Consider the following 26,038-nt stretch of genomic DNA (forward strand, 5'->3'; position numbering starts at 1 on the left):
CGAGATGACCCCCACCTTCCGCATTGCGCTGATCGCCGGCGACGGCATCGGCAAGGAAGTGTTGCCCGAGGGCCTGCGCGTGGTGCAGGCCGCGGCCGCGCGCTTCGGCTTCGAGCTCGACTGCCGCGTCATCGACTGGGCCAGCTGCGACTACTACGCCGAGCACGGCCAGATGATGCCGGACGACTGGAAGGAGCAACTGAAGGGCGTCGACGCGCTGTACTTCGGCGCCGTCGGCTGGCCCGCCACCGTGCCCGACCACGTCTCGCTGTGGGGGTCGCTTCTGAAGTTCCGCCGCGAGTTCGACCAGTACATCAACCTGCGCCCGGTGCGCCTCTTCGAAGGCGTGCCATGCCCGCTCGCGGGCCGCCAGCCCGGCGACATCGACTACCTCGTGGTGCGCGAGAACACCGAGGGCGAATACACCTCGCTCGGCGGCGTGATGTACGAAGGCACCGAGCGCGAGATCGTGATCCAGGAATCGGTGTTCTCGCGCCACGGCACCGACCGCGTGCTGAGGTACGCCTACGAACTCGCCCAGGCGCGCAAGAGAAAGCACCTGACGGTGGCCACCAAGAGCAACGGCATCGCCATCAGCATGCCCTGGTGGGACGGCCGCGCCGACGCCGTCGGCCGCGACTATCCCGAGGTGCAGGTCGACAAGCAGCACATCGACATCCTGTCGGCGCGCTTCGTGCTGCAGCCCACGCGCTTCGACGTGGTGGTGGCAAGCAACCTGTTCGGCGACATCCTCTCCGACCTCGGCCCCGCGACCACCGGCACCATCGGCCTGGCACCCTCGGCCAACCTCAACCCGGATCGCAGGTTCCCCTCGCTGTTCGAGCCCGTGCACGGCTCGGCGCCCGACATCTACGGCCAGAACATCGCCAACCCGATCGCCATGATCTGGTCGGGGGCGCTGATGCTGGACTTCCTCACCCAAGGCCAGGGCGCCGGCCGCGCCGCGCACGACGCGATCCTCGCCGCCATCGAGGCGGTGCTGCGCGAGGGCCCGCGCACGCGCGACCTCGGCGGCACGGCATCCACCACCGAACTCGGCATGGCGATTGCCGAGCGCGTCGCCGCAGCCTGAAACCCCCATGACAAACACCATGACACTGAACCTTGAACGCCAGGACCTGATGCCCGGGCGCCAGCTGATCGGCGCCGAATGGCGCGAGGCGAGCGACACGCGCCGCCTGGACGTCACCGACCCTGCCACCGACACCGTCTTCGCCAGCGTGCCCGACGGCACGGCCGCCGACGCACGCGCCGCGGTCGATGCCGCGCACGCCGCCTTCCCGGCCTGGCGCGCCGTGCCGGCCAAGGAGCGCGCCCGCATCCTCAAGCGCTGGAACGACCTGGTGTTGGCGCACCAGGAGGACCTGGGCCGGCTGATCTCGCGCGAACAGGGCAAGCCGCTGGCCGAGGGCCGCGGCGAGGTGGCCTACGCCGCAAGCTACATCGAGTGGTTTGCCGAGGAAGCCACGCGCGCCAACGGCGAGGTGATCCCTGCGCCGGTGCCAGGCCGGCGCATGTTCGCGCTGAAGGAACCGGTCGGCGTGGTCGCCACCATCACGCCGTGGAACTTCCCGGCCGCCATGATCGCGCGCAAGATCGCCCCCGCGCTCGCCGCCGGTTGCACCGTGGTGTGCAAGCCGGCCGAGGACACGCCGCTGACATCGCTGGCCCTGGTCAAGCTGGCCCAGGAGGCCGGGGTGCCGGCGGGGGTGCTCAACATCGTCACCGCCTCGCGCGAGCGCACGCCCGAGGTGGTGGACGTGTGGCTGGCCGATGCGCGCGTGCGCAAGATCAGCTTCACCGGCTCCACGCCGGTGGGCAAGCATCTCGCGCGCGCCTCGGCCGACACGCTGAAGAAGCTGTCGCTGGAGCTCGGCGGCAACGCGCCCTTCATCGTCTTCGAAGACGCCGACATCGATGCCGCCGTCGAAGGCCTGATGGCGGCCAAGTTCCGCAACGGCGGGCAGACCTGCGTCTGCCCGAACCGCGTGTTCGTGCAAGCCAAGGTGCATGACACCTTCGTCGACAAGCTGGCCGCACGGGTCGGCGCACTCAAGGTCGGCCCGGCCACCGAGGCCGATTCGCAGATCGGCCCGATGATCAACGCGCGTGCGGTCGAGAAGATCGAGCGCCATGTGCGCGATGCCGTCGAGAAGGGCGCGCGCGTCGTCGTCGGCGGCAAGCGGCTGCGCTCGGCGCGCTGCGACGGCCCCAACTATTTCGCCCCCACCGTGCTGGTGAACGCCGACGCATCCATGGAATGCAGCTGCGAAGAGACCTTCGGGCCGGTGGTGCCGGTCACGCGCTTCGACAGCGAAGCCGAGGTGATCGCCGCCGCCAACGACACGCCCTTCGGGCTCGCGGCCTACTTCTACTCGACCGACGTGCGCCGCATCTGGCGCGTGGCCGAGGCGCTGGAATCAGGCATCGTCGGCATCAACGAAGGCGCCCTGGCGGCAGAGGCCGCGCCCTTCGGCGGCGTGAAGGAGTCTGGCTACGGCCGCGAGGGCTCGGTGCACGGGCTGGACGACTACATGCACATCAAGTACCTGTGCCAGGGGCAGCTCTAGCGAAAGACCTTTCTGCACGTAGTCCGATGCAGGCCGCGCGAACCGGAAAGGCCGGAAGCGCGGAATATCCTCGTTCATCATGGACGTGCGTGAAAGCTTCACCCAGGCGGTGGGCCATACACCGCTCATCAGGTTGCGCAAGGCCTCCGAGCTGACCGGCTGCGAGATCCTCGGCAAGGCCGAGTTCATGAATCCCGGCGGATCGGTGAAGGATCGCGCGGCGCTCTATATCGTGCTCGATGCCGAGGCGCGCGGCGACCTGCAGCCGGGCGGCGTGATCGTCGAGGGCACGGCCGGCAACACCGGCATCGGCCTCGCGCTGGTGGGCAACACGCGCGGCTACCGCACCGTGATCGTGATCCCGCAGACGCAGAGTCAGGAGAAGAAGGATGCGCTTCGCCTGTACGGTGCCGAGCTGCGCGAGGTGCCGGCGGTGCCCTACAGCGATCCGGGCAACTACGTGCACGTGGCCGAACGCCTCGCCGCCGAGCTCGCGCGCAGCGAGCCCCATGGCGTGCTCTATGCGAACCAGTGGGACAACCTGTCCAACCGCGACGGCCACTTCCGCTCGACCGGCCCCGAGATCTGGCAGCAGACGGACGGCCGCATCGACGGCTTCATCTGCTCCATCGGCACCGGCGGCACGCTGGCCGGCGTCGGCCAGTACCTGAAGGAACGCAAGCCGGGTGTGGTGATCGCCGCCGCCGATCCGATGGGCGCGGCGATGTACCACTACATCAAGCACGGCGAATTGCGCAGCACCGGCAGCTCGATCACCGAAGGCATCGGCCAGAACCGCATCACGGGCAACCTGGAGGGCGCCTCGTTCGACGACGCCTTTCAGATCGAGGACCAGGAGGCGCTGCCCGTGCTGTTCGACCTGCTGCGCGAGGAAGGCCTGTGCCTGGGCGGTTCCAGCGGCATCAACGTGGCCGGCGCGATCCGCCTGGCACGCGAGCTCGGACCGGGCCACACGATCGTGACGATCCTGGCCGACTCCGGTTCGCGCTACCAGTCGAAGCTGTACAACCCGGCCTTCCTGCGCGAGAAGAATCTTCCGGTTCCGGCCTGGCTTGCGTGAGCCGGGGCCTATCGCGGCGCGAGCACCAGCTTGCCCAGCGACTCGCCGGCATCGAGCATGCGATGCACTTGTTGCACCTCGCCCATCGGGAACACGCGAGTCGGCGGAGCCCGCACCGCCCCCTGGCTCATGAGCCCGATGGCCTTGCCCATCAGCGCGCGCCGCTGCTGCCGGTCGGCGTCGAAGGTGTGGATGGAGAAGGTCCTGACCGCCAGGCTCTTGCTCAACAGCGAGCGCAGTTCCATGAACACATCGCGCGCCGGCGGCCCGCCCGCGATGTTGTAGGAGATCGCGGTGCCCAGCGGCGCCAGCGAGCGGATGCAGGCGATCAGCAGCTCGCCGCCCACGTGGTCGAAAGCCAGGTCCACGCCACGCCCCTCGGTCCGCTCGAAGACGCGATCGGGCAGCCCTGCCGGATCGCCGTCGACGATGGCGCTGGCGCCGTGCGCCAGTGCATGCGCCCGCTTCTCGGGCGTGGAGGCGGTGCCGATCACGGTCATGCCGTGGTGCGCCGCGAGTTGAACGAGCGCGGTGGCCACGCCGCCGGCCGCGCCCGGCACGAGGATCGAGCGCACCGGCAGGCCGCCGTTGCAGGCCAATAGCATCGCCTGCGCCAGTTGCACATTGCCGAGGCTGACCGCGTCCTGGAACGCGATGCTGTCCGGCAGGACGAAAGGCGCTTCCTCGGGCACGCAGATGAACTCCGCATAGCAGCCGCCGCGCTGCGGCAGCTCGCGCGAGCTGACCAGCACGCGCTGGCCGACCTGCAGCGTCGTCACGCCGGGGCCCAGCGCCTCGACGGTACCGGCCATCTCATTGCCGGGAATGGCCGGCAGCGGCGGCATCCACTTGTAGGTGCCGTTGCGGATCAGCACGTCGGGTCCGCCGGCGCCGATCGCCTCGGCGCGGACTCTCACCTCGCCGGGCTTGCACACCGGCATCGGCAGCTCGACCAGTTCCAGCGCCTCCGGACCGCCGGGGTTTCTGACTTGCACGGCGCGCATGAGGCTTTGCATCTCAGCGTTGGCCGTCGTGCACGGTCACGGTTTCCTTGCTCAGGCCGCCCAGCCGGGCATGCACCCGGCCACCCGTGCCCATCACCAGCGCGAACAGGATCTCGTTGGGCCGCGGCGCATCCTGGATGCCGACTTCCATGCTGTTGTAGTGGCTGCGCACATAGGCCGCGTGGATGTAGTGCAGCGGCACCATCAGCCGGTAGCCGGTGGCGGCCACCGCCTTGGCCGAGGGCACGATCGCCTTCGGCTCGCCCAGCACCGAGCGCATGGCCCAGCCGCCCGCTTCGTGCCACACGGCGCCATGCTCCAGCTCGCCGTTGACGCCCACGATGGCGGCCTTGCTGTAGACCTCCACCTTGTCGCGGCCCAGCACCTCGACCAGCTCCGTCGCCAGGGATGTCCCCAGCGCGCGGAGCTCGGCCATAAAGGGCATCAGGTCAGGCTCATAACGCCCGGCGTAGGGGTTGCGGATCACCGCGCAGGCCGCGGCCAGTTTCAGCGGCTCGTCGACCGGCGGGCCGCCCTCGTGATGGATGGTCTCGATGGTGAGACTGCGCTTGCGGATTTCGATCAGGGACATACGAACCTCACTGCTTGGGAATCTGTGCTTCGTTGACGACGGCGGTCCATTTCTTGAGTTCGGAACTCACCATCGCCGTCATTTCTTCCGGCGTGCTTGCGCGCGCCTCGCCGCCCATGTCTTCCAGGCGCGCGCGAACGCCCGGGACCTGCAGCGCCTTGAGGGTCTCGGCGCGCAGCCGCTCGACCACCGGGCGCGGCGTGCCGGCGGGCGCCATGAAGCCGGCCCACGAGCGCACGTCGTAGCCGGCGACGCCCTGCTCCGCCACCGTGGGCAGCTCCGGCATCGCGGCCCAGCGCTGCGCACCGGTGGTCGCCAGCGCCTTCAGCTTGCCGGCTTTGATATTGGCCATCACGGCCGTCGGCGGCGCGACGATGAGCGGGACTTCGCCGCCGAGCAGCGCGGTCACCGAGGCGGCGTCGCCGCGATAGGGCACGTGCAGCAGCTCGACCTTCGCGCTCTTGACCAGCAGCTCCCCCGCCAGGTGGTGCGTCGAGCCGATGCCGGCAGAGCCGTACGACAGGCTGCGCGCGTCGGCACGCGCGGCGGCGAGCAGCTCCGTGAGGCTGCGATACGGCGAATCGGCGCGCACCACCAGCAGGAAGGGAAAGTAGGTGATGGTGGAGATCATCTGGAAATCGGACACGGTCTGGTAGCCCAGCTTGCCGTACAGTGCCCCCGCCACCGCATGCCCACCGGTGGCCAGCAGCAGCGTGTAGCCATCGGGCTTGGCGCGCGCGACGGTGGCGGAGGCGATGGTCCCGCCGGCCCCCGTCTGCGCCTCCACGACGAAGGGCTGGCCCAGGCCCTTGCTCATCTCCGTGCTGACCACGCGGGCGATGGTGTCGGCATTGCCGCCGGCTGCGAAGCCCTGGACGATCTTGATCGGCCGATCCGGGAAGTCCTGCGAGTGAACCGTGAAAGGTGCCGCGCAGGCCAAGGCAAGGCCCGCGCCGACCAGCTGTCTGCGCCGCATGGGTGTGTCTCCGTCTTGTTGTGGGGTCGCTGCCGTGCTTGGCGGCAGCAGTGGTCGGACGCCGCGCGTCAGTCCTGGTCGACGATCGGGTTGCGCAGCACGCCGATGCCCTCGATCTCGACCTCGCAGACGTCGCCGGCCTTCATGAAGCGCGGCGGCTTCTTGCTCCAGCCGACGCCGGCCGGCGTGCCGGTCGCGATCACGTCGCCGGGCGTGAGGGTGAAGATCGTCGAGGCGTAGTTGATCAGCCTCGGGATGCTGAAGATCATGTGCCCCGTGTGGCTGGACTGCACCACCTCGCCGTTGAGCCGCGTCTCGAGCTTGAGCTGGCGGCCGGGCTCGATCTCGTCCGCGGTCACCATCCAGGGGCCGAAGCCGCCGGTGGATTCGAAGTTCTTGCCCGAGGCGATCTGCTTGGCGTGGAACTGCCATTCGCGAACGCTGCCGTCGTTGTAGCAGGCATAGCCGGCCACATGGTCGAAGGCGTCCGCTTCGGCGATGTCGCGCCCGCCCTTGCCGATGATGACCGCGAGTTCGCCTTCCCAATCGAGCGACTCCGACACCCGCGGCCGCACGATGGGCTCGTTGTGCGCGCACTGCGATCGCCACACGCGCAGGAAGATGGGCGGCTGCTCGGAGAGCTCGCGCTGCATGCCCGCGGCCAGCACCTCCTGGTGATGGTCCATGTAGTTGCGCACGGCGCAGATGATCTTCTCGGAGCGCGGGATCACCGGCAGGAAGCGGATGTCGGCCAGCTTCGCGGCCGGGGCCAGGCCCTCGACATGCTGCGAGGCCTGCGTGTATTCGCCCGAGGCGATGTAGTCGGCGAGGCTCGCATGCTGCGGCATCGCCCGGCCCAGGTCGACGACGCCGTCGCCGACGACGGCGCCCCAGGTTTCGCGGCCTTGCAGAACAAAGGACAAAAGCTTCATAGGAACTCCAAGAAGAAGAAAGGAAAAAAGAGAGGTGCAACGGCGCGCTCAGGCCGCGGCCGGCGCCTTCGCCTGGAACTGCGCCTGCCATTGCGCCAGCGGCATGAAGCTGGGGTCGCGGCGGCAGATCGCTTCGGTATCGCTCATCAGCGTCTCGTCGTCCTTGGACAGGTCCAGCGGATCGCCATGCGGCTGCGAGACGTAGAACGGCGTGTCGATGTAGATCTCGACCGTGTTGCCTTCGGGATCGAGCATGTACACCGACAGCGCATTGCCGTGGTTGAGGCCGCGGATCTGGGTCGCGCCCCGCGCTTCGGCACGCGCAGAGATGTCGCGCAGATGCTGGATGCTCGGCACCACGAAGGAGATCTGCATCACGGTGCTGAAGGTCGCTTCCGCGGGGCGGCCGGAGGCGAGCACCAGCTGGTGGTGCTGGTCGGGGCTGGCACTGGTGAAGACCAGCTCGTTCTTGAACGTCCTGCCTACGCCGCGATCCGTGATCGTGAGCTCGAAGGTCTCGGTATAGAAAGCCACCATCCGTTCCAGGTCGGTAACGAAGATGCCGAAATGCGAGGGCGTGGGCCGGCTGACCTTGAGCATCCTAGGCCTCGGCTTCCGCCGCCTTCAGGGCGGCCTGCACGTTGCGTTGCGTGCTGAGGATGTGTTCCTCCAGCATCGCGCAGGCGGTCTCCGCGTCGCGCCGCAAGGTCGCATCCATGATCTTGCGGTGCTCGTTCGACTTGCGGCGCGCCGCCTTGCGAAAGCGCGCGGAGAAGCGCCTGTAGCGCTCGGCCTGGTCGAACAGGCTGGCGCTCCAGCTGAGCTGGCGTTCCGAGGGGCAGGCGGCGACCAGCGCGAGATGGAAGCCGCGGTGCAACTCGCTCCATGCGTCGTCGAGCACCACCGGGCCGTCGCCGAGGCGCGACTCCACCTTCTCCAGGCGATGGAAGGCGGCCAGGATGCTGGCTTCCCACGCATCGTCGCCATGCGCGATCGCTTCGCGCAAAGCCGGTACGTCCAGCATCACGCGCATGCGGGTGATGTCGGCCAGGTCCTCGGCGGAGATCGCCGCGACGCGGAAGCCCCGGCGCTCGTCGGCGCGCACCAGGCCCTCCTGCGCGAGGCGGCTGAGCGCTTCGCGCAAGGGGCTGCTCGAGAAGCCGTAGACGGTCTGCAGCTCGTCGAGCTTGAGCTTGGCGCCGGCGGCGAAGGTTCCCGTAAGCACGTCCTGGCGCAAGCGCCCGAAGGCCTGTTCGACGAGGGTGGGGGTGTAGTCCATGGATTCGTTTTTGTGCATGGCGGCGATGTTATGCATGGATCACTCCTTGCGCCGCGTGCCGATCAGCACGAAGAGCATGGTCGCCGGCCGGTCGCCGGGATTGCGCCACGCATGCCGGTTGCCGTGCTGCACGACCACGTCGTGCCGGCGCAGCGGCACCTGCACGCCGTCGTCGAGTTCCAGCGTGATCTCGCCTTCCAGCACCACGTCGTAGTCGATGCTGTCGGTGGTGTGCATGCCGGGATGCTCGGGCTCGAAGGTTTCGGCCAGGCCCGGCACGCGCGCCGCGAACTCGGCGCCGAAGGCCGCCGCATCGAAGTCCGCGCGCATCATGACCGCGTCGGGCGGAAAGGTGACGAACATCAGCCGCGTCCCGCCCTCCGCAGGAACGAAGCCGACCTGCGGACTGCGATCGGCGGCAACGCCCCGGCCCACCGTGTCGCCCGCCTCGGTGGACCACAGCAGTGCCGCCGCAAAGCCTGGAACCGAATCGAACTCGAAGCTGCGCGGCGCCGCCGCGTCCGAGAACAGCTGGGACTTGCCGCCGGCGCCGGTGCCGGCCACTACGCGTCTGATCTTCATGGTGCGCCGCCGTTCAGGGGTTGATGACGAAGTTGCTGAAGCCGCCGTTGCGCGTCGCGATGCCCGAGATCGCCTCGTTGATGCGGTCCAGCGGATAGCAGACATGCTCGAACACCGAGAGGTCCAGCGTTCCGGCTTCGGCCATGTCGGCCATGTCCTGGCCTTCGCCGGCCGTGAACCAGGCCGAACCCTCGATGCTCTGCTGCTCGTCCATCATGGTGTGCAGGTCCATGCCCACCATGCCCGCGATGGCACCGATGTTGAAGGCGCGACCGCCCCGCTTGAGCGCGCGAATGCCCTGCTGCAGGGTCTCGTGTGGCGCGCCCGGGCCCAGCGCGTCGATGAAGGTGTCCACGCCCAGGCCGTCGGTGCGCGCCTTGGCCCACGTGTCGATGGCCTCGCCGTCGGCGTTCGAGAAGACCTCGATGCGGTCCGGCGCCAGCGCCTTCACGCGTTCGAGCAGTTCCTTGTTGCGGCCGGTGCCGAGGATGCGCGTGGCGCCCATCGCCAGGCCGAACAGCGCGCCGCCGATGCCCAGCGTGCCGCTGATGCCGTTGATCAGCACGCTGCGGCCGGGCCCCACCTTCGCCTTGCGCATCGCCGAGTACATGGTGCCCAGGTAGCCGAAGCGCGCGGCCTGGTTGAAGCTCACGTTGTCGGGCAGCTTCACCAGCGCGTACTGGGGCGCGATCATGTACTCGCACAGGCCGCCATAGGGATAGTTCTTGTAGAGCTTGAGCGAGTTCTGCGAAAAGCCGAAGTAGCCGCTGAAGGCGTAGTGCGTGCAGTTGATCAGGTCGCCGTTGCGGCAGGCGCGGCAGCCGCCGCAGTACAGGCTCGGGTTCACGTACACGCGATCGCCCGGCTTCCAGGTATGGACGTGGGAGCCGACGGCCGTCACCTCGCCGGCCGGGTCCAGCCCGAACACGGCGGGCAGCGGCGGCAGCGGCAGCTCGGGGAACCAGGTGGTCCAGTTCGCCAGGATGTTGCCCAGGTTCGGCACGATGCCGCAGGCATGCACCCTCACCTGCACGTCGTTGGCGGCGGGCAATGGAATGGGCAGTTGCTCGATCTCCATCGGTGCGCCGACCTTGTGAAGTCGGGCGGCTTTCATCATCGACATTGGCGTCTCCTTGTTGAATGCACAAATCTGGTTTTGTGCATTTTTCTGCGTCGCGATGACGAATGCCATCCGGGAGAACCCTCGGTGCATAACATCTATTTTTATGCACAATTTTGTCTTCATGCATTTGGAGACAACGAGTGAATCAATCCTTCGGCGAGCCCGTCGATGTCGCCGTCATCGGCTTCGGCCCGGTCGGCGCATCGCTGGCCGCGCTGCTCGGCCGGCGTGGCCGGCGCGTGGCCGTCTTCGACAAGTCCGATCAGATCTATCCGCTGCCGCGCGCCTTCGCGCTGGACCACGAGGCGCTGCGCACCTTCCAGGAGATCGGCATCGCGGGCGCGCTGGCGCCCCACATGACGCCCTATCGCCCCACGATTTATCAGGGCGCGGATGGCAAGCCGATCCAGCATTTCGACATGGGCCCCTCGCCCTACCCCTTAGCCTGGGCGCCTTCGTACACCTTCAACCAGCCGGCGCTCGAAGCCTCCTTGCGCCGCGCCGTGGGCGAGATGCCGTCGGTGTCGGTCCACCTGGGCCATGAAGTCACGTCGGTGCAGGAAGAAGGCGGGTACGCGATGCTGTCCGCGCGGGCGCCGGACGGCACGCCGGCACAGCTGCGGGCGCGCTACGTGGTCGCCTGCGACGGCGGCACCAGCCCCATGCGCAAGCAGCTCGGCCTCGGCCTGAAGAGCCTGGAGTTCGACGAGCCCTGGATCGTGGTCGACATGCACGTCAACGAGGACATGCTCGATCGCCTGCCGGCCACCAACATCCAGTACTGCGACCCGGCTCGCCCCTGCACCTACGTGGTGGGGCCGGGCACGCACCGGCGCTGGGAATTCCTGCTGCTGCCGCACGAGGCGGGGCAGCGCGAGATGCCGCACGACGCGATCTGGACCCTGCTCTCGCCCTGGCTCGCGCCGCACGAGGCGCGCATCTGGCGGGCCGCGACCTACCGGTTCCACGCGGTCGTCCTCGAGCAGTGGCGGCAGGGACGCGTACTGCTGGCCGGCGACGCGGCGCACCAGATGCCGCCCTTCCTGGCGCAGGGCATGTGCCAGGGCCTGCGCGACGCCGTCAACCTGGCGTGGAAGCTCGACTGGGTGCTGCAGGGCGATGCGCCTGACGCGCTGCTGGACAGCTACGGCACGGAGCGCGGCCCGCAGGTCGAGGAAACCACCCGGACGGTCAAGCGCCTGGGCCAGATCATCTGCGAGCGCGACGCCGAACGCGCCGCCCAGCGCGATCGCGGCCTGCGCGAGCAGCAAGGCGGCGAGGTCAGGATGCAGTTGCGCCAGAGCCTTCTGCCCGGCGTGCGCCACGGCCTGATCGACGGCGGACACGGCGCCGCAGGGACGCCTTTCCCTCAGGCGGTGGGACGGCTCGGCCCGCAGGGCGCCGCGCAGATGATGGACGACCTGCTGCCGCGCGGCTTCCTGCTGTTCCTGCGCGATGCGCCTTCCCACGAACAGTTCGACCGCCTGGCCGCCGGTCTCCGGGCCCTGCATGCGAAAGCGGTCTGCCTGTGCGATGCCGACGATGTCGAGGGCCTGGTTGGCCTCGCAGAGGCCGATGGCGTCATCGCGCGCTGGTTCGAGACCCACGACTGCGGCGCGGCGCTCGTGCGTCCGGACCACATCGTCTACGGCGTCGCCGCCGATCTCGACGGCGCGCAGGCGCTGCTCGAACGCGCCCGCATCGCGCTAGCAATCGCTTCGACCGCCACCCACGCCTTGATGCTGGATTGACCATGCCCCAGAACCCACTCACGCCCTCCGATACCGCGTCGCTGCTGCTGGATCTCGAAACCCAGCGCTGCGAGGCGATGAAGCGAGCCGACTTCGCACGGCTGCGCGAGATCCTTCATCCTGGACTCACGCACGTCCACGCCAAGGGCCAGACCGACGACTACGAAAGCTATTTCCGCGCCGGCGGCACGCACGTTGACTACCGGCAGATCGACCGGTCGGAGCTCAAGGTCCAGGTGCTGGGCAGCACCGCCCTGATGACCGGCCGCCAGCTGCTGGTCGCTGTGCGCAAGGATGGCAGCGGTACCGTGCGTATCGACTCGCGCGTGATGCAGGTCTGGGTCCAGAAGGACGGCCAGTGGCGGCAGCTGGCATTCCAGACCACGCCGCTCGAGATGAGCATCACACAAGAAACGTGATCGCCGTCGGCCGCCCTATCGCGCTTCCTTGGGCCGGCTGAGCCAGTCCGTGAAGGTGGTCTTGCCGAGGCGCGGGCTCTTGCCCGGGGTGAGCGATCGATCGTCCAGCGCCGTGCCGAAGTAGAGCGCGGCGGGATCGGTGACCACCTTGCGAGCGTCTCCGGTGGCGCTCAGGAACTGGTCGACGAATTTGTCCAGGCCCAACGGCGCAGGCCCGGCGATCTCGAGCATGCCGTTGATCGGCGCTTCGAGCGCAACCTCCGACAGCGCCTCTGCAACGTCCTCCGCCGCCATGGGCTGCACGAGCGCCGGCGAGAGCCGGACCGTCTCTCCTTCGGTGCTCGTGTGGGCGATGCTTCCGGCGAACTCGAAGAACTGCGTCGCACGCACGATGGTGTAGGGGACAGGCGACGCCTTGATCAGGTTCTCTTGCGCCATCTTGGCGCGGAAGTAGCCGCTTTCAAGAAGCCGTTCGGTGCCCACGACCGACAGCGCAACGTGGTGGCCGACCCCGGCCGCCTGTTCCGCAGCAAGGAGGTTGCGGCCCGAGGTCTCGAAGAAGTTCAGGACCGCGGCGTCCTCGAACGAGGGCGAGTTCGCCACATCCACGACAACTTGCGCGCCTGCCAGGGCCTGGGCCAGGCCCTCTCCGGTCAGGGTATTGACGCCTTCCGAGGGCGAGGCGGCGACTGCCTCGTGGCCTCGCTCACGCAGCTTTTTCACCAGCTTTGTTCCGATGAGCCCGCTGCCGCCGATGACTGCGATTTTCATGATGAAGTCCTTTCCGTTCAGCTTGTCTGTCAACCCACTGGACGGTCGCCCCATGCGGCCGTCCATGTTTATAGGACGTCTCGCAGCGCGGGTTTGTGACACTCGCAGTCGTATTCGTTCTTCATGCGGGCAGATCGCAGGCGCCTCGGCGCCGCGCGCGCAGGCTCAGGGCGCGAGCCGGATATTGGCGTCCTTGATGATCTTGGCGTAGATGGCGGCATCCGTGCGCACGAGCTTCTGGAACTCTTCCGGCTTGCCACCGCCCACCTGCAGGCCCAGCGCCTCGATCTTGGCCGTGACCTCCGGCAGGCGCAGGATGCGGTCGATCTCGTCCGAGAGCTTGTGCACCACCGGCGCCGGCGTCGCGGCCGGCAGGAACACGCCGAACCAGCCGTAGGGATCGAAGGAGTGGTAGCCCAGCTCGGCGAAGGTGGGCACGTCCGGCAGCCCGGGCATGCGCTGCGTGCCGGTCACCGCCAGCGGGCGCATGGATTTGAGGTGCGGCCGGGCGCTGGCGCTGTCGATGAAGGCCGAGGCCAGCTGGCCGCCGACCAGGTTGGTCGCCAGCGGTGCGGCGCCCTGGAAGGGCACGTGCACCAGGTCGATGCCGGCCTGCATGTTCAGGAGCGCCCCCTGGATATGCGACGAGGTGCCGGCGCCGTAGCTGCCGAAGTTGTACTTGCCGGGGCTGGCCTTCACCATCGCGATGAAGTCCTTCAGGTTCTTGGCGGGCGAGTCCAGCGGCACGGCCAGCATGCTCGGGCTGCGCGCGATCATGGTGACGGGCGCCAGGTCCTTCAACGGATCGTAGGGGAGCTTCTCCATCAGCATCGGCTGCTGGATCAGCGCGGTGATGGCGATGAGCAGGGTGTGGCCGTCGGCCGGCGCCTTGGCGACAAAAGCGTTGCCGATGGTGCCGCCGGCGCCGGGCCGGTTCTCCACCAGCGTGGGCTGTCCCCAGGCTTCCTGCAGCTTCTGCCCGATGGTGCGCGCCAGCGTGTCGGTGGCGCCGCCGGCGGGGTACGGCACGATCAGCTTCAGCGGCTGGCTCGGATAGGCCGTTTGCGCCACGGCCGGCGCGGCCAGCAGCGCGGCCAGGCCGGCGGCAATGCAGAGTCTTCGCATCTTCGATGTCTTCATGGTCTTGTCTCCTCGGGTGGGTGGGGAAAAACTCAACGCATCGCTTCGCGCACCAGGTTGCGGGCGATGACGATCTGCTGGATCTGCGTCGTGCCTTCGTACAGGCGGAATAGGCGCACATCGCGGTAGAAGCGCTCGATGCCGTAGTCGGCGATGTAGCCGGCGCCGCCGAAGATCTGCACCGCGCGGTCCGCGACGCGGCCGCACATCTCGGAGGCGAACAGCTTGCAGCAGGAGGCCTCGGTCGAGACGTTGCGGCCCTCGTCGCGCCGGCGCGCCGCATCGATCACCATGCAGCGCGCGGCGTAAATCTCGGCCTGGCTGTCGGCCAGCATCGCCTGCACCAGCTGGAACTCGGCAATGGGCTGGCCGAACTGCTTGCGCTCGATGGCGTAGTTCAGCGCGTCGCGCAGCATGCGCTCGGCCACGCCGACGCAGATGGCGGCGATGTGGATGCGGCCCTTCTCCAGCACCTTCATCGCGGTCTTGAAGCCCTGGCCTTCGCGGCCGCCGATCAGTTGCCCGGCAGGCACCTTGCAGCTCTCGAAGATGACGTCGGCCGTGTGGGCGCCGCGCTGGCCCATCTTGCGGTCCTTGCGGCCGATGCTGATGCCCGGCGTGTTCGCCTCCACGATGAAGGCCGAGACGCCGCCCGCGCCCTTGTCTTGCGGATCGGTGCGCGCCATCAGCGTGAAGATGCCGGCATGCGGCGCGTTGGTGATGAAGCGCTTGGTGCCGTTGACGATGTAGTGGTCGCCCTCGCGGATGGCCGTGGTGCGCAGCGAGGCCGCGTCGGAGCCGGCATCGGGCTCGGTCAGCGCGAAGGAGGCGATCAGCTCGCCGGTCGCGAGCAGCGGCAGGTACTTCTTCTTCTGCGCCTCGGTGCCGTCCAACAGGATGCCCTGCGAGCCGATGCCCACCGTGGTGCCGAAGAGCGAACGGAAGCAGGGCGAGGTCTGGCCCATGGCCAGCATCACCATCACCTCCTCTTCCATCGTCACGCCGAGGCCGCCGAACTCCTCGGGCACGGTTAGGCCGAACAGGCCGAGCGCCTTCATCTCGCGCACGATGTCGTCGGGGATTTCGTCGGTCTCGGCCACCTGCGCTTCGGCCGGCACCAGCCGTTCGCGCACGAAGCGCTCGACCGCGTCGAGCAGGGCTTGCAGCGTTTGCGGGTCGCGAATCATGGTCGGTTCCTCAGAGCGCTTCGGCCGTGCCGAGAACGGCGGTGGCCTGGCTGGACAACATGCCGCCGTTGCCATGGGCGATGGCGGTGTGCGCGTTCTTCACCTGGCGCTCGCCGCATTCACCGCGCAGCTGCCGCACGGCTTCGATCAAGGCGAAGATGCCGTACATGCCGGGGTGCACGCAGGACAGCCCGCCGCCGTTGGTGTTGACCGGCAGCCGGCCGCCCGGCGCGATGGCGCCGCCGGCGACGAAGCTGCCGCCCTCGCCCTTGGGGCAGAAGCCCAGGTCTTCCAGGAACAGCAGCGTGTTGATGGTGAAGGCGTCGTAGAGCTGTACGACGTCGATGTTCTTGGGCGCGAGTCCCGCCATCGCGAAGGCCTCGCGGCCCGACTGGCTGGCCGCGGTGACTGTGAGATCCGCCATCGAGGAGATCTGCCGGTTCCACACCGCCGTGGCATTGCCCAGCACGTAGACCGGCTTCTTCGGCAGGTCCCTCGCGCGCTCGGCGCTCACCAGCACGCAGGCGCCGCCGCCGTCGGTGACCAGGCAGCAGTCGCGCACGGTGAGCGGGTCCGAGACCATGCGGGCGCCCAGCACCTCCTCCCGCGTGAGCGGCTCGCGCATGAAGGCTTCCGGGTTGAGCCGCGCCCACGCACGCGCCGCCACCGCCACGTCGGCGAGCTGCTCGCGCGTGGTGCCGAACTCGTGCATGTGGCGCGAAGCGGCCAGCGCATAGGCCGACACCGGCAGCATCGGCTCGTAGGGATGCTCGTAAGGCTGCGGGTCGAGGAAGCGGCGCGCCGCCACGATCTCGCGCCGGCCGAAGGCGGCGCTGCGCTGCGCGCTGCCATAGCAGATGAGCACCGCGCTGCACTGGCCGGCGCGGATCGCCTGCATCGCAGGCAGCAGGTGCGCGATGAAGCTGCTGCCGCCCAGCATGGTGCCGTCGATGTAGCGTGGGTTGAGGCCGAGGTATTCGACCACCGGCAGGGCCCACATCGCGGCCGAAGCGCTCGCGGTGCACAGGCCGTCGATATCGCCCATCGTCAGGCCCGCGTCGGCCACGGCCGCGCGTGCCGAGCGCGCCAGCAGCTCCATGTCGGTGAAGCCGGGCGTCTCGCCGCAGCCGAAGGTGGCGACGCCGGCGATCGCGGCGCTGCCGCGCAATGCCTTCAATCCGGCGCTCATGCAGTGGCTCCTTCGATGGCATCGAACAGCACCAGCCCACGGCCGTCCTTCACCTGCACCCGCGCCCTGACGCGCTGACCGATGCGCACCGCATCGGGCGCAAGGTTGTCCACGCGGCTCATGAGCCGCACGCCTTCGTCGAGATCGATCAGGCTGACGTTGAGGTCGCCTCCATCCGCGGGTTTGCGCCGCACGGTGGTCACGGCATGCACGGTGCCGAGGCCGCAGGGCATCGTCCATTCCAGCGCCGCGCTGCCGCAGTGCGGGCAGCTCGCGCGCGGGTAGTACACATGGCGGCTGCACTCGCTGCAGCGCTGCACGAGGAAGCGGCCGGCATCCAGTTCGTCCTGGTGGAAGGCCTGCACGCTGCCGGCGCCTTCTTCGATGGTCGGTGTCGTCATGCGCGTCCTCAGATCGGGTCCCAGCTGAACACGTCGGCCGATCGCTCCAGCTCGTAGAAGCTCGCCTTCAGCGCCGGCAACGCCTGGCTGGCCACCGTCTGCGGGGTCCAGCCCTCGCCGCGGTGCACCGAGCGCACCGGCCGCGGCTGGCTCATGAGGAAGATCTCGTTGTTGCGAACGGCGAAGATCTGGCCGTTGACATCCTTGGCGGCGTCGCTGGCCAGGCAGACGGCCAGCGGCGCGATCTTGGCGGGCGTCATCTGCTTCAGGCGATCGACGCGCGCCTGCTCCTCGGGCGTCTCGGTCGGGATGGAGCCGATCATCCGGCTCCAGGCAAAGGGCGAGATGCAGTTGGAGCGCACATGGAACTTCTGCATGTCGAGCGCGATGGACTTCGACAGCGCGGCAATGCCGAGCTTCGCCGCGCTGTAGTTGGCCTGGCCGAAGTTGCCGACCAGCCCGGAGGTGGAGGTCATGTGCACGTAGCAGCCGCTCTCCTGCTCCTTGAAGTGCGTGGCCGCAGCCCGGCTCACATAGAAGCTGCCGTACAGGTGCACCTTGATGACCGCATCCCACTCTTCGGCGCTCATCTTGTGGAAGAAGCGGTCGCGCAGGATGCCGGCGTTGTTGACGACGACATCGATGCGGCCGAAGGCCTCCACCGCCGTGCCGACGATGCGCGCCGCGGCGGCCGACTCCGACACGCTGTCGGTGCTGGCCACCGCCTGGCCGCCGGCGGCCTTGATCTCGTTGACCACGGCTTGCGCCGGGCCTTCATCCTTGCCTTCGCCGCCCACCGACGCGCCGATGTCGTTGACCACCACCTTGGCGCCTTCGCGCGCCATGGCCAGCGCGATGTCGCGGCCGATGCCGCCGCCGGCACCCGTGACCACGACGACCTTGTTCTCCACCATCCTGTTCATGCGTTTCACTCCTTGTCCGTGCGCGCCGGCCACTGGAAGGCCGGCGGCTCCTTGTCGAAGAACCGCTGCAGCGCCTTACGATGCAGCGTGGTCTGGAAGCACAGCGCCTGGCCGTCGGCCTCGGCCTCGAAGGCGGCTTCCATGGCGCCCGCGTCGAGCGCGATGCGCTTGACCAGGCCCACGGCCAGCGGCGAGGCGCCGGCAAAGCTGTCCGCCAGGGCCAGCGCCCGCGGCAGCAGCGCGGCCTGCTCGTGCTGCTCCATGGCGATGCCGAGCGCCAGCGCCTCTCGCGCGTCCACCTCCCTGGCCGAGAGGAACAGCTCGCGGGCGCGCTGCGCGCCGACGATGCGCGGCAGCGTGTAGGTGGCGCCGCAGTCCGGGATGACCCCGACCCGCATGAAGACCATGCAGAAGCGGGCACGCGGCGTCACCAGCACGAAGTCCGCCGCCAGCGCCAAGCTAAAGCCGGCACCGTAGGCCGCACCGTCCACCGCGGCGATGACGGGGCGGTCCAGGGACAGCAGCTCGCGGAAGATCGCGTGCGCGCCCTGCATGCGGGCTCGCAAGCCGTCGCTTTCGAGCGCGCCGGCGGCGGCGATGCCACGCAGGTCGCCGCCCGCGCAGAAGGCGCCATTGGCGCCGGTGATCACCACGGCGCGGATGCCGCTGTCCGCCTTGACCCGCGCGATGGCGGCCGCCAGGCCCTCCTTCAGGTCGGGGGTGAGCGAGTTGCGGGTGGCGGCGTCGTCGAGGGTCACCACGGCCGTGGTGCCGCGGCGTTCGTAGCGAACGGGGTTGTCGCTCATTCGGATTCCTTCCTTGCCGCGGCGCGATGCTGCTCCTGCAGCTCGCGCCAGAGGATCTTGCCGGTGCCCGACTTGGGCAAGGCGTCCACGAATTCCACGAGACGGGGCGCCTTGTAGACCGCCATGCGGCCGCGTGCCCAATCGACGATGTCCTCTTCCTTCACCTCGCCGCGGAAGGCGGGTTTGAGCGAGACGATCGCCTTCACCGCCTCGCCCTGCCTGGCGTCGGGCACGCCGATGATGCAGGCCTCGTGGATCGCCGGGTGCTCGTACATCATGTTCTCCACCTCGGCCGGCCAGACCTTGTAGCCCGAGCTGTTGATCATCCGCTTGAGGCGGTCGCGCATGAAGAAGTAGCCTTCCTCGTCCATGTAGGCCAGGTCGCCGGTGCGGAAGAAGCGCTTGCCCTCCAGCTCGAAGAAGGCTTCGCGATCGGCCTGCGGGTTGCGCCAGTAGCCGACGGTGTTCTGCGGCGCATGGGTGACCAGCTCGCCCACCTCGCCCTGCGGCAGTTCCTTCAGCGTCTCCGGGTCCACGATGCGGGTGTCAACCCCCTGCGCCGGGATGCCCAGGCACTGGCGCTTGCCGCGCGCGAGCGGGTTGGCCTGCAGGAAGGAGGCGGTCTCGGTCAGGCCGTAGCCCTCGTTGTAGGTGATGCCGTGGCGCTGCTGCATCATCGTCGCCACCGCTTCCGGCATCGCCGCGGCGCCGCCGGAGAGCAGGGTCAGGCTGGAGATGTCGCGCTGCGCCACCTCGGGATTCGAGAAGAAGTCCAGGATCATCGCCGGCGGGGCCGTCCACGCGCTGACGCGGTGGCGCTCGATCAGACGGGCGGCCAGGGCCGGATTCCAGCGTGGGAGCATCACCGAGGTGCCGCCCAGGAAGATCGGCATGTTCATGCCGTTCTGCAGACCGAGCATGTGGAACAGCGGTGCGACCGCGAGCACCACCGTCTCGCAATGCAGGCCCTTCCAGACGTGCGAGGCGGCCAACGAGGCGATCACCGTCTGATGGGTGTGCATGCAACCCTTGGGATGGCCGGTGGTGCCCGAGGTGTAGGGCAGGATGGCGAGGTCCGTGGGGCGCACACCCGGGTCGGCGCCATCGCCGGCGGCCGGCACGCAAGCCCAGCCTTCGCAATCCGGGCGCGAGATCGGACGCAGCGGAGCAAGCACCCAGTCCGGAATCTCGTCGGGGGTGTCCCCCACGGCCTCGGCGTACGCGTGCACGACGATCCGGTCGAACAAGCCCGGCTCGAAGTGCTCCAGCAGCTCCTGCGCCACGAAAGCGATGCGCGCGCCGCTGTTCTCGGCGTAGTAGCGGACCTCCCGGGCCTTGCTCATGGGATTCACGGGCACCACGACGCCGCCCGCGCGCAGGACCGCGTAGCAGGCGACCACGAACTGCGGGCAGTTCTGGCTGGCCACCAGCACGCGGTCGCCGCGCTGCAGCTTGAGCGTGTCGCACAGCCAGGCTGCCATCGCAGCCACGCGTCGCTGGAGCTCGGCATAGCGGATGACGCTGCCGCAGTAGACGATCGCGGCCTTCTCCGGATAGCGCCGCGCCGCGACCTCGAGGTACTCCGGCAGCGTCGCCTGCGGCACGACCAGCTCGCGCGCGACGCCTTTAGGCCAGAAGCGGAAATGCGGACCTTCGCCCTGGGCCATCATTGCTTCTCCATGGCCCGGGCGATGATCTCCTTCATCACCTCGTTGGCGCCGCCATAGATGCGGCCGACGCGCACGTCGGCATAGAGGCGCGCGATCGGGTATTCGTTCATGAAGCCGTAGCCGCCGTGCAGCTGCAGGCATTCGTCGACGATGCGGCAGCAGGCGTCGGTGGTCCACCACTTGGCCATCGCTGCGGTCGGCACGTCCAAGTCGTTGCGCATCAGGCGGGCGATGCAGTCGTCGACGAAGGCGCGCGCCACTTGCGCCTGCGTCTCGCACTCGGCCAGCTTGAAGCGGGTGTTCTGCATCTTCAGCAGTGGTTCGCCGAACACCTGGCGGTCGCGTACGTATTCCAGCGTCTCGCCGATCGCGCGCTGCATGCTCGCCACCGCACCGACGGCGATCAGCATGCGCTCGCGCGGCAGCTGCGCCATGAGTTGCGGGAAGCCGCGGCCCTCCTCGGCGCCGAGCAGATTCTCGGCGGGCACGCGCACGTCGTCGAAGAAGAGCTCGGTGGTGTCCAGCGTCTTCTGGCCCATCTTGTCCAAGAGCGGCCCGCGGCGAAAGCCCGCCGTGCCTTCGGTCTCCACCATCAGCAGCGAGATGCCCTTGGCGCCACCCGCGGCATCCGTCTTCGCTGCGACGCAGACGAGGCCGGCATGCATGCCGTTGGTGATGAAGGTCTTGCTGCCGCTGATGCGCCAATGGTCGCCATCGCGCCGCGCCTGCGTCTTGATGCGCTGCAGGTCGGTGCCCGCGCCGGGCTCGGTCATCGCGATGGCCGCCACCAACTCGCCGCTGGCCATGCGCGGCAGCCAGCGGCGCTTCTGTTCCTCGGTGCCGTAGGCCAGCAGGTAGTGGGCGACGATGCCGCTGTGCACGTTGTTGCTGAAGCTCTGCGCCATGGCGCGCATCTGCTCCTCGCAGATCACCGCCTCGTGCAGGAAGCTGCCGCCGCCGCCGCCGTATTCCTCCGGGATGCTGGCGCACAGCAGCCCGGCGGCACCGGCCTTGGTCCAGATGTCGCGGTCGGCGTGGTGCTGCGCGCGCCAGCGTGTTTCGTTGGGAACGCATTCACGCTCGAAGAAGCGGCGCGCGCTGTCGCGCAGCATCTCCAGCTCCTCTGTCATCCACGGCCGGGTGGGGTTCATCACGGCCGGCCGCCTCCGCAAACCAGCACCTGCCCGCTGAGGTAGTTGGACTCCGGGATGCAGAACAGGTAGACCGCGCCGGCCGCTTCCTGCGGCGTGCCGCCGCGGCCCAGCGGGATCATGGCTTCCGCGTTCTTCAGGATCTGCGGGTTGACGCCCACCTTGATCTGGCGGCCCTCGATGTCGATGCTGGCGCCAGCGCTGGCATCCGCCTCGGTCAGGCGGGTCTTGATCAGGCCGAAGGCGACGCTGTTGACGTTGACCTTGTAGCGGCCCCATTCCTTGGCCATGGCCTTGGTCAGGCCGTTGATGCCGGCCTTGGCGGCCGCGTAGTTGGCCTGGCCAGCGTTGCCGTAGACGCCGGAGGTGGAGGAAATGTTGACCACCTTGCGGAACACTTCGCGGCCTTCGTCGGCCTCGCGCTTGGCGGCATCGCGGATGAAGTTGGAGGCCGCGCGCAGGATGCGGAAGGGCGCTGTCAGGTGCACGGCGAGCATGGCTTCCCACTGCTCGTCGGTCATTTTCTGCACCACGTTGTCCCAGGTGTAGCCGGCGTTGTTGACGATGATGTCCAGGCCGCCGTAGCTGTCGACGGCGGTGCGTACGAAGCGGTCGGCAAAGCCGCTGTCCGTCACGCTGCCGGCGCAGGCGGTGGCGCTGCCGCCCGCGGCCACGATGTCGGCGACGGTCTGCGCGGCCGGTTCGGCGTCGAGGTCGTTGATGACGACGCGGGCGCCCTCGCTCGCCAGCTTGAGCGCGATCTCGCGCCCGATGCCGCGGCCGGAGCCGGAAACGATGGCGACCTTGCCTTCGAGTTTGCGGTTCATGTGTTGTCTCCTATGTCCTGTGTCAATTCCAAGCGATGAGCGCCTCGCCCGTCAGCTTCTGTATGCCTTCGTGGTTGGCGGTCGCAATGTGCAGCCGCACGCAGCGCCGGCCCTCGTGTTCGAACTTCTCGGCGATCCTGCCGGTGCAGCTGATGCGCTCGCCCACATGGGTGATGGCGGCGAAGCGCACATCGAGCGAACGGATCGCCGACTGCGGCACCCAGGTCGTCAACAGCCGTCCCAGCCAGGCGGCCGACAGCATGCCGTGCGCGATCACGTCGGGCATGCCGGCGGACTTAGCGAAGTCGGTGTCCACGTGGATCGGGTTGTGGTCGCCGGAAGCACCGCAGTACAGCGCGAGTGCAAGGCGGGTGATCGGCGGCAGTTCCAACGTTGGGAGCATGTCGCCCGGCTGCAGTGCGTCCCAGGCAGGGAGGGTGGTGGTTGTCATTGCTGAAGGCCTCTTGATTGAGTGCGGGGGCGGGCCGAGGGCGGCGGGTGACCAACCCATGAACACCCACCACGCTTGACCGATCAGGACGGCGGGGCGCGCTGCGCAGCGAAGTAAAGGAGGAGGAGGCCGCAGGCCGCCGGGGGACATGAGCGGAGCAGCGCGCCCCGCCGGCCTGATCCCGCCCCGGAAAACGAGCATCGATCAAAGCCACATCACCCATTGCGCACCACCGTCACGCAGCGCAGCTCGGCCACCAACTCGTCGCGCTGATTGCTGACCCGCGTCTTGCGCACCACGAACTCCAGCGCGCCGCCCTTCTTGTCGTAGATGTCGTCGATGCGCTGCTGGAACTTCAGCGTGTCGCCGGCATAGGCCATCGCGTGGTAGCTGAAGCCCTGCTCGCCATGCAGCAGGCTGCGGTAGTCCATGCCCAGCAGCTCACGGATGGCGGCCGGGTTGGGTGACTCCATCTCGAGGCAGAAGAGAAAGGTGGGCGGCACCGGCAGGCCCGGATGCCCCATGTCGCGGGCCGCGGCCTCGTCGATGTAGACGGGATCGGTCTGGCTCGTGGCCTTGGCGAAGAAGCGCAGGCGGCCCTTCTCCACTTCCACCTCGAAGGGCGGCAACGCGTGGCCGATGTGGCGGCGATCGATCATCACTGTCTCTGATAGAGCGTGACGACGCAGGCGCCACCGAGGCCCAGGTTGTGCTGCAGCGCGAGGCGCGCGCCTTCCACCTGGCGCTGCTCGGCCCGGCCGCGCAGTTGCCACACCAGCTCCGCGCATTGCGCGAGGCCCGTGGCGCCGAGCGGATGGCCCTTGGACAGCAGCCCGCCGGACGGGTTGGTCACCACGCGACCGCCGTAGGTGTTGTCGCCCTCGACGATGAAGCGCTCTGCCGTGCCCTCGGGCGTGAGGCCCAGCGCCTCGTAGGTGATGAGTTCGTTGGCGGTGAAGCAGTCGTGCAGCTCCACCACGTCCAGCTCCTCGGGGCCGATGCCAGCGGCTTCGTACACCTGCTTCGCCGCGGCGGCCGTCATGTCGTAGCCCACCAGCTTGCGCATGTCCTGGCTCTCGAAGGTGGACGGCGTGTCGGTCGTCATCGCCTGCGCCGCGATCACGACGCGCATGTCCAGGCCGTGCTTCTTCGCGAACTCGGCCGAGCAAACGATCGCCGCCGCCGCGCCGCAGGTCGGCGGGCAGCACTGGAAACGGGTGAGCGGATCGAACACCAGGGGCGCGGCCATCACCTCGTCCAGCGTCAGCGTCTGGCGGAACACCGCCAGCGGGTTGCGGGCCGCGTGCTGGCGCGCCTTCACCGAGATGCGGCCGAAGGTGTCGCGGCGGATGCCGTACTGCGCCATGTAGTCGCGGCCGGCGCCGCCGAAGAACTGCGCGGCGCGCGGCGCTTCCGGGGTGAAGCCCTGCTTCTGCGTCATGACCTCCGCGAAACGCGCCATCGGCGAGGGCCGGTCGTCGTAGGCGCCCTTGAGCGCACCGGGCTGCATCTGCTCGAAGCCGAGCGCGATGGCGCATTCCACCACGCCGCTTTCGACCGCCTGGCGCGCGAGGAACAGCGCACTCGAACCGGTGGAGCAGTTGTTGTTGAGATTGAAGACCGGGATGCCTGTGAGGCCGACGCCATAGATGGCCGCCTGGCCTGCGGTGGAGTCGCCGTAGACGTAGCCGACGTAGGCCTGCTGCACGAGTGCGTAGTCGACGCCGGCATCGTCGAGCGCGAGCTTCGCGGCGCGCGCACCCATCACGGTGTAGGGGTCGCTGGCACCGGGCTTGGTGAAGGGGATCATGCCCACGCCAACCACGTGGACGGGGCGCTGCATACGTGTCATGGAAGCTCCTGAATGGATGGAGGGAAGTCTCGGCCGCCGCGCGTGCTTCAACAATCGCGGATCGGCCCAAAACGATTGGCCGAAACGCTCATGCCGGGTCGCGGTAGCGGAAGGTGCCCATGGCGCGTGCCGCCACCTCGCCGCTGGCGTCGGTGACAGTGGCTTCGCAGAAGCACACCGAGCGGCCGCCGCCGGTGGCGCGCCCTTCGGCCTGCAGCCGCCCGCTGGTCGGCCGCATGAAGGCGATGTGCATGTCGACGGTAACGACCTCGCGCGCGTAAGCCATGCGCGAGAGCGCGGCATGCGCCATCGCGCTGTCGAGCAGGGTCATCAGCACGCCGCCGTGGCCGCTCGCGTGGTTGTTCAGCAATTCGGGGCGCAGTTCCACCGACACCACGGCTTCGCCGCCCTCGGCGCGCTCAACCCGCAGGCCCAGGTGCTCGGAAAAGGGGACGTAGCGCTGCGGGCCGCTGCGCGGCCTGTCGCCCTCCTCCCGCTGCGCGCTTGCCAGGTGCAGACTCATGCCGTCTCCCGCTTCGATGCCGCAGCCGCCGCAGTGAAGTCGCGCGGGCCGGTCAACGCGAGGCCGCCATCGACCGGAATGACCGCGCCCGTGATGTACGAGCCCCAGTCGCTGGCCAGCAGCATGGCCATGCGGCTGATGTCCTCGATGCGGCCCAGGCGCTTGAGCGGCACGCGCTGCGCCATGGCGGCCATCGTCTCATCGGTGGGCGCGAGGCGCTTCAGGCCCTCGGTGTCGGCGATCGGTCCGGGCACGATGGAGTTGATGCGGATGCCCTGCGCACCCCACTCCAGTGCCAGCACCTGCGTCAGCATGTCCACGCCCGCCTTGGCCGCGCACACGTGGGCCTGGAAAGGCGTGGGAATGAAGGCCTGCCCGGCGGAGATCTGGATCACGCAGGCGCCGGGTTGGCGCAGATGCGCGTGCGCCAGCCGGGCGACATTGAAGCTGCCCAGCAGGTCGATGTCGACCACCGTCTTGAAGGCGTTGGGCGACATGTCGAGCGCGCTGGCGAGGAAGTTGCCCGCGGCGCCCGAGACCAGCACGTCGATCGGGCCGAAACGCTCCGCCGCCTGCGCGAAGGCGCGTTCCAGCGCCTCGGGCTGGCGCACGTCCGCCGGGATGCCGAGTGCCTCGGTGCCGAGGGCTTCGAGCTGCTGCGCAGCCGTCGCCACCTTGTCGGCCGAGCGGCTGAGCACCGTGATGCGGGCGCCGGCGCGCGCGAAGGCCTGCGCGATGCCAAAGTTGATGCCGCTGGAGCCGCCGGCGGCGAACACGTGGCGGCCCTTGAAGTCGAAGACGGAAAAATCCATGGTGT

At 68.7% G+C, this 26,038-nt stretch carries 28 protein-coding genes; 5 read left to right on the forward strand and 23 right to left on the reverse strand.

Annotation, left to right across the window (positions count from 1 at the left end):
* Nucleotides 1–4 precede the first annotated feature (4 nt).
* The 3 genes from ACSQ89_RS23340 to ACSQ89_RS23350 all read left to right on the forward strand — a co-directional run bounded on the left by ACSQ89_RS23340 (nucleotide 5) and on the right by ACSQ89_RS23350 (nucleotide 3,672).
* Nucleotides 5–1,093, forward strand: a complete 1,089-nt coding sequence (locus tag ACSQ89_RS23340) for a tartrate dehydrogenase (protein ID WP_436296473.1) — start codon at nucleotides 5–7, stop codon at nucleotides 1,091–1,093.
* A gap of 19 nt (nucleotides 1,094–1,112) precedes the next feature.
* Nucleotides 1,113–2,591, forward strand: coding sequence for an NAD-dependent succinate-semialdehyde dehydrogenase (locus ACSQ89_RS23345; RefSeq protein ID WP_436296474.1), 1,479 nt, complete (start codon nucleotides 1,113–1,115; stop codon nucleotides 2,589–2,591).
* Between the two features lie 79 nt (nucleotides 2,592–2,670).
* Nucleotides 2,671–3,672 (forward strand): cysteine synthase A, encoded by a 1,002-nt coding sequence (locus tag ACSQ89_RS23350; protein ID WP_436296475.1) that lies wholly within the window; start codon nucleotides 2,671–2,673, stop codon nucleotides 3,670–3,672.
* A gap of 8 nt (nucleotides 3,673–3,680) precedes the next feature.
* Here the strand turns inward: ACSQ89_RS23350 and ACSQ89_RS23355 are convergent, their stop codons facing one another.
* From ACSQ89_RS23355 to ACSQ89_RS23390, 8 genes are all read right to left on the reverse strand, one after another.
* Complete coding sequence (locus ACSQ89_RS23355) at nucleotides 3,681–4,688, reverse strand: zinc-dependent alcohol dehydrogenase family protein (RefSeq protein WP_436296476.1); 1,008 nt, start codon at nucleotides 4,686–4,688, stop codon at nucleotides 3,681–3,683.
* A 1-nt stretch (nucleotide 4,689) separates the two neighbouring features.
* Nucleotides 4,690–5,268 carry an amino acid synthesis family protein gene (locus tag ACSQ89_RS23360; RefSeq protein ID WP_093111918.1) on the reverse strand — a complete coding sequence of 193 codons (579 nt, stop codon included), beginning with the start codon at nucleotides 5,266–5,268 and terminating at the stop codon, nucleotides 4,690–4,692.
* Nucleotides 5,269–5,275: 7 nt separating this feature from the next.
* Nucleotides 5,276–6,244: a tripartite tricarboxylate transporter substrate binding protein gene (locus tag ACSQ89_RS23365; protein WP_436296477.1), complete on the reverse strand. Its 969-nt coding sequence runs from the start codon at nucleotides 6,242–6,244 to the stop codon at nucleotides 5,276–5,278.
* A gap of 68 nt (nucleotides 6,245–6,312) precedes the next feature.
* Entirely contained in the window at nucleotides 6,313–7,176 is an 864-nt protein-coding gene (locus ACSQ89_RS23370) for a fumarylacetoacetate hydrolase family protein (protein WP_436296478.1), read from the reverse strand.
* A gap of 48 nt (nucleotides 7,177–7,224) precedes the next feature.
* Nucleotides 7,225–7,776 (reverse strand): VOC family protein, encoded by a 552-nt coding sequence (locus ACSQ89_RS23375; protein WP_436296479.1) that lies wholly within the window; start codon nucleotides 7,774–7,776, stop codon nucleotides 7,225–7,227.
* 1 nt (nucleotide 7,777) lies between these two features.
* Complete coding sequence (locus ACSQ89_RS23380) at nucleotides 7,778–8,491, reverse strand: GntR family transcriptional regulator (RefSeq protein WP_436296480.1); 714 nt, start codon at nucleotides 8,489–8,491, stop codon at nucleotides 7,778–7,780.
* Between the two features lie 3 nt (nucleotides 8,492–8,494).
* Nucleotides 8,495–9,037, reverse strand: a complete 543-nt coding sequence (locus tag ACSQ89_RS23385) for a cupin domain-containing protein (protein WP_093111928.1) — start codon at nucleotides 9,035–9,037, stop codon at nucleotides 8,495–8,497.
* A 13-nt stretch (nucleotides 9,038–9,050) separates the two neighbouring features.
* The gene (locus tag ACSQ89_RS23390; RefSeq protein ID WP_436296481.1) at nucleotides 9,051–10,160 is read right to left on the reverse strand and encodes an alcohol dehydrogenase catalytic domain-containing protein; all 1,110 of its coding nucleotides are present in this window, start codon (nucleotides 10,158–10,160) and stop codon (nucleotides 9,051–9,053) included.
* A 140-nt stretch (nucleotides 10,161–10,300) separates the two neighbouring features.
* On the opposite strand from ACSQ89_RS23390, the gene ACSQ89_RS23395 reads away from it, so the two are divergent.
* Both ACSQ89_RS23395 and ACSQ89_RS23400 read left to right on the forward strand, forming a co-directional pair.
* Complete coding sequence (locus tag ACSQ89_RS23395) at nucleotides 10,301–11,911, forward strand: bifunctional 3-(3-hydroxy-phenyl)propionate/3-hydroxycinnamic acid hydroxylase (protein WP_436296482.1); 1,611 nt, start codon at nucleotides 10,301–10,303, stop codon at nucleotides 11,909–11,911.
* A 2-nt stretch (nucleotides 11,912–11,913) separates the two neighbouring features.
* On the forward strand, nucleotides 11,914–12,330 hold the full coding sequence (locus ACSQ89_RS23400; protein WP_436296483.1) for a nuclear transport factor 2 family protein: 417 nt from the start codon (nucleotides 11,914–11,916) through the stop codon (nucleotides 12,328–12,330).
* A 15-nt stretch (nucleotides 12,331–12,345) separates the two neighbouring features.
* Here the strand turns inward: ACSQ89_RS23400 and ACSQ89_RS23405 are convergent, their stop codons facing one another.
* The 15 genes from ACSQ89_RS23405 to ACSQ89_RS23475 form a co-directional block, all read right to left on the reverse strand.
* Nucleotides 12,346–13,101, reverse strand: a complete 756-nt coding sequence (locus ACSQ89_RS23405; protein WP_436296484.1) for an SDR family oxidoreductase — start codon at nucleotides 13,099–13,101, stop codon at nucleotides 12,346–12,348.
* A 165-nt stretch (nucleotides 13,102–13,266) separates the two neighbouring features.
* A complete protein-coding gene (locus ACSQ89_RS23410) occupies nucleotides 13,267–14,241 on the reverse strand; it encodes a Bug family tripartite tricarboxylate transporter substrate binding protein (protein ID WP_093111936.1) in 975 nt (324 codons plus the stop codon).
* A gap of 32 nt (nucleotides 14,242–14,273) precedes the next feature.
* Entirely contained in the window at nucleotides 14,274–15,428 is a 1,155-nt protein-coding gene (locus tag ACSQ89_RS23415) for an acyl-CoA dehydrogenase family protein (protein ID WP_436296485.1), read from the reverse strand.
* 10 nt (nucleotides 15,429–15,438) lie between these two features.
* Nucleotides 15,439–16,617, reverse strand: coding sequence for a thiolase (locus tag ACSQ89_RS23420; RefSeq protein ID WP_436296486.1), 1,179 nt, complete (start codon nucleotides 16,615–16,617; stop codon nucleotides 15,439–15,441).
* Nucleotides 16,614–17,018 carry a Zn-ribbon domain-containing OB-fold protein gene (locus tag ACSQ89_RS23425; protein ID WP_436296487.1) on the reverse strand — a complete coding sequence of 135 codons (405 nt, stop codon included), beginning with the start codon at nucleotides 17,016–17,018 and terminating at the stop codon, nucleotides 16,614–16,616. The genes ACSQ89_RS23420 and ACSQ89_RS23425 overlap by 4 nt, the downstream gene beginning before the upstream one ends.
* Nucleotides 17,019–17,026: 8 nt before the next feature.
* Nucleotides 17,027–17,932, reverse strand: a complete 906-nt coding sequence (locus tag ACSQ89_RS23430; RefSeq protein WP_436296624.1) for an SDR family NAD(P)-dependent oxidoreductase — start codon at nucleotides 17,930–17,932, stop codon at nucleotides 17,027–17,029.
* 14 nt (nucleotides 17,933–17,946) lie between these two features.
* Complete coding sequence (locus tag ACSQ89_RS23435) at nucleotides 17,947–18,747, reverse strand: enoyl-CoA hydratase/isomerase family protein (protein ID WP_436296488.1); 801 nt, start codon at nucleotides 18,745–18,747, stop codon at nucleotides 17,947–17,949.
* Complete coding sequence (locus ACSQ89_RS23440) at nucleotides 18,744–20,417, reverse strand: long-chain-fatty-acid--CoA ligase (protein WP_436296489.1); 1,674 nt, start codon at nucleotides 20,415–20,417, stop codon at nucleotides 18,744–18,746. Before ACSQ89_RS23440 ends, ACSQ89_RS23435 begins: the two co-directional genes overlap by 4 nt.
* Nucleotides 20,414–21,568: an acyl-CoA dehydrogenase family protein gene (locus ACSQ89_RS23445; protein ID WP_436296625.1), complete on the reverse strand. Its 1,155-nt coding sequence runs from the start codon at nucleotides 21,566–21,568 to the stop codon at nucleotides 20,414–20,416. The genes ACSQ89_RS23440 and ACSQ89_RS23445 overlap by 4 nt, the downstream gene beginning before the upstream one ends.
* Nucleotides 21,568–22,395: an SDR family NAD(P)-dependent oxidoreductase gene (locus ACSQ89_RS23450; protein ID WP_436296490.1), complete on the reverse strand. Its 828-nt coding sequence runs from the start codon at nucleotides 22,393–22,395 to the stop codon at nucleotides 21,568–21,570. The genes ACSQ89_RS23445 and ACSQ89_RS23450 overlap by 1 nt, the downstream gene beginning before the upstream one ends.
* A gap of 22 nt (nucleotides 22,396–22,417) precedes the next feature.
* Nucleotides 22,418–22,846, reverse strand: coding sequence for a MaoC family dehydratase (locus ACSQ89_RS23455; protein WP_436296491.1), 429 nt, complete (start codon nucleotides 22,844–22,846; stop codon nucleotides 22,418–22,420).
* 215 nt (nucleotides 22,847–23,061) lie between these two features.
* Entirely contained in the window at nucleotides 23,062–23,505 is a 444-nt protein-coding gene (locus ACSQ89_RS23460; protein ID WP_436296492.1) for a MaoC family dehydratase N-terminal domain-containing protein, read from the reverse strand.
* Complete coding sequence (locus ACSQ89_RS23465) at nucleotides 23,505–24,689, reverse strand: lipid-transfer protein (RefSeq protein ID WP_436296626.1); 1,185 nt, start codon at nucleotides 24,687–24,689, stop codon at nucleotides 23,505–23,507. Before ACSQ89_RS23465 ends, ACSQ89_RS23460 begins: the two co-directional genes overlap by 1 nt.
* A 97-nt stretch (nucleotides 24,690–24,786) precedes the next feature.
* Entirely contained in the window at nucleotides 24,787–25,221 is a 435-nt protein-coding gene (locus tag ACSQ89_RS23470) for a PaaI family thioesterase (RefSeq protein ID WP_436296493.1), read from the reverse strand.
* Nucleotides 25,218–26,033, reverse strand: coding sequence for an SDR family oxidoreductase (locus tag ACSQ89_RS23475; RefSeq protein ID WP_436296494.1), 816 nt, complete (start codon nucleotides 26,031–26,033; stop codon nucleotides 25,218–25,220). The genes ACSQ89_RS23470 and ACSQ89_RS23475 overlap by 4 nt, the downstream gene beginning before the upstream one ends.
* Between the last annotated feature and the right edge of the window lie 5 nt (nucleotides 26,034–26,038).

The organism is Variovorax sp. LjRoot175 (assembly GCF_964253805.1).
Taxonomy (GTDB): domain Bacteria; phylum Pseudomonadota; class Gammaproteobacteria; order Burkholderiales; family Burkholderiaceae_C; genus Variovorax.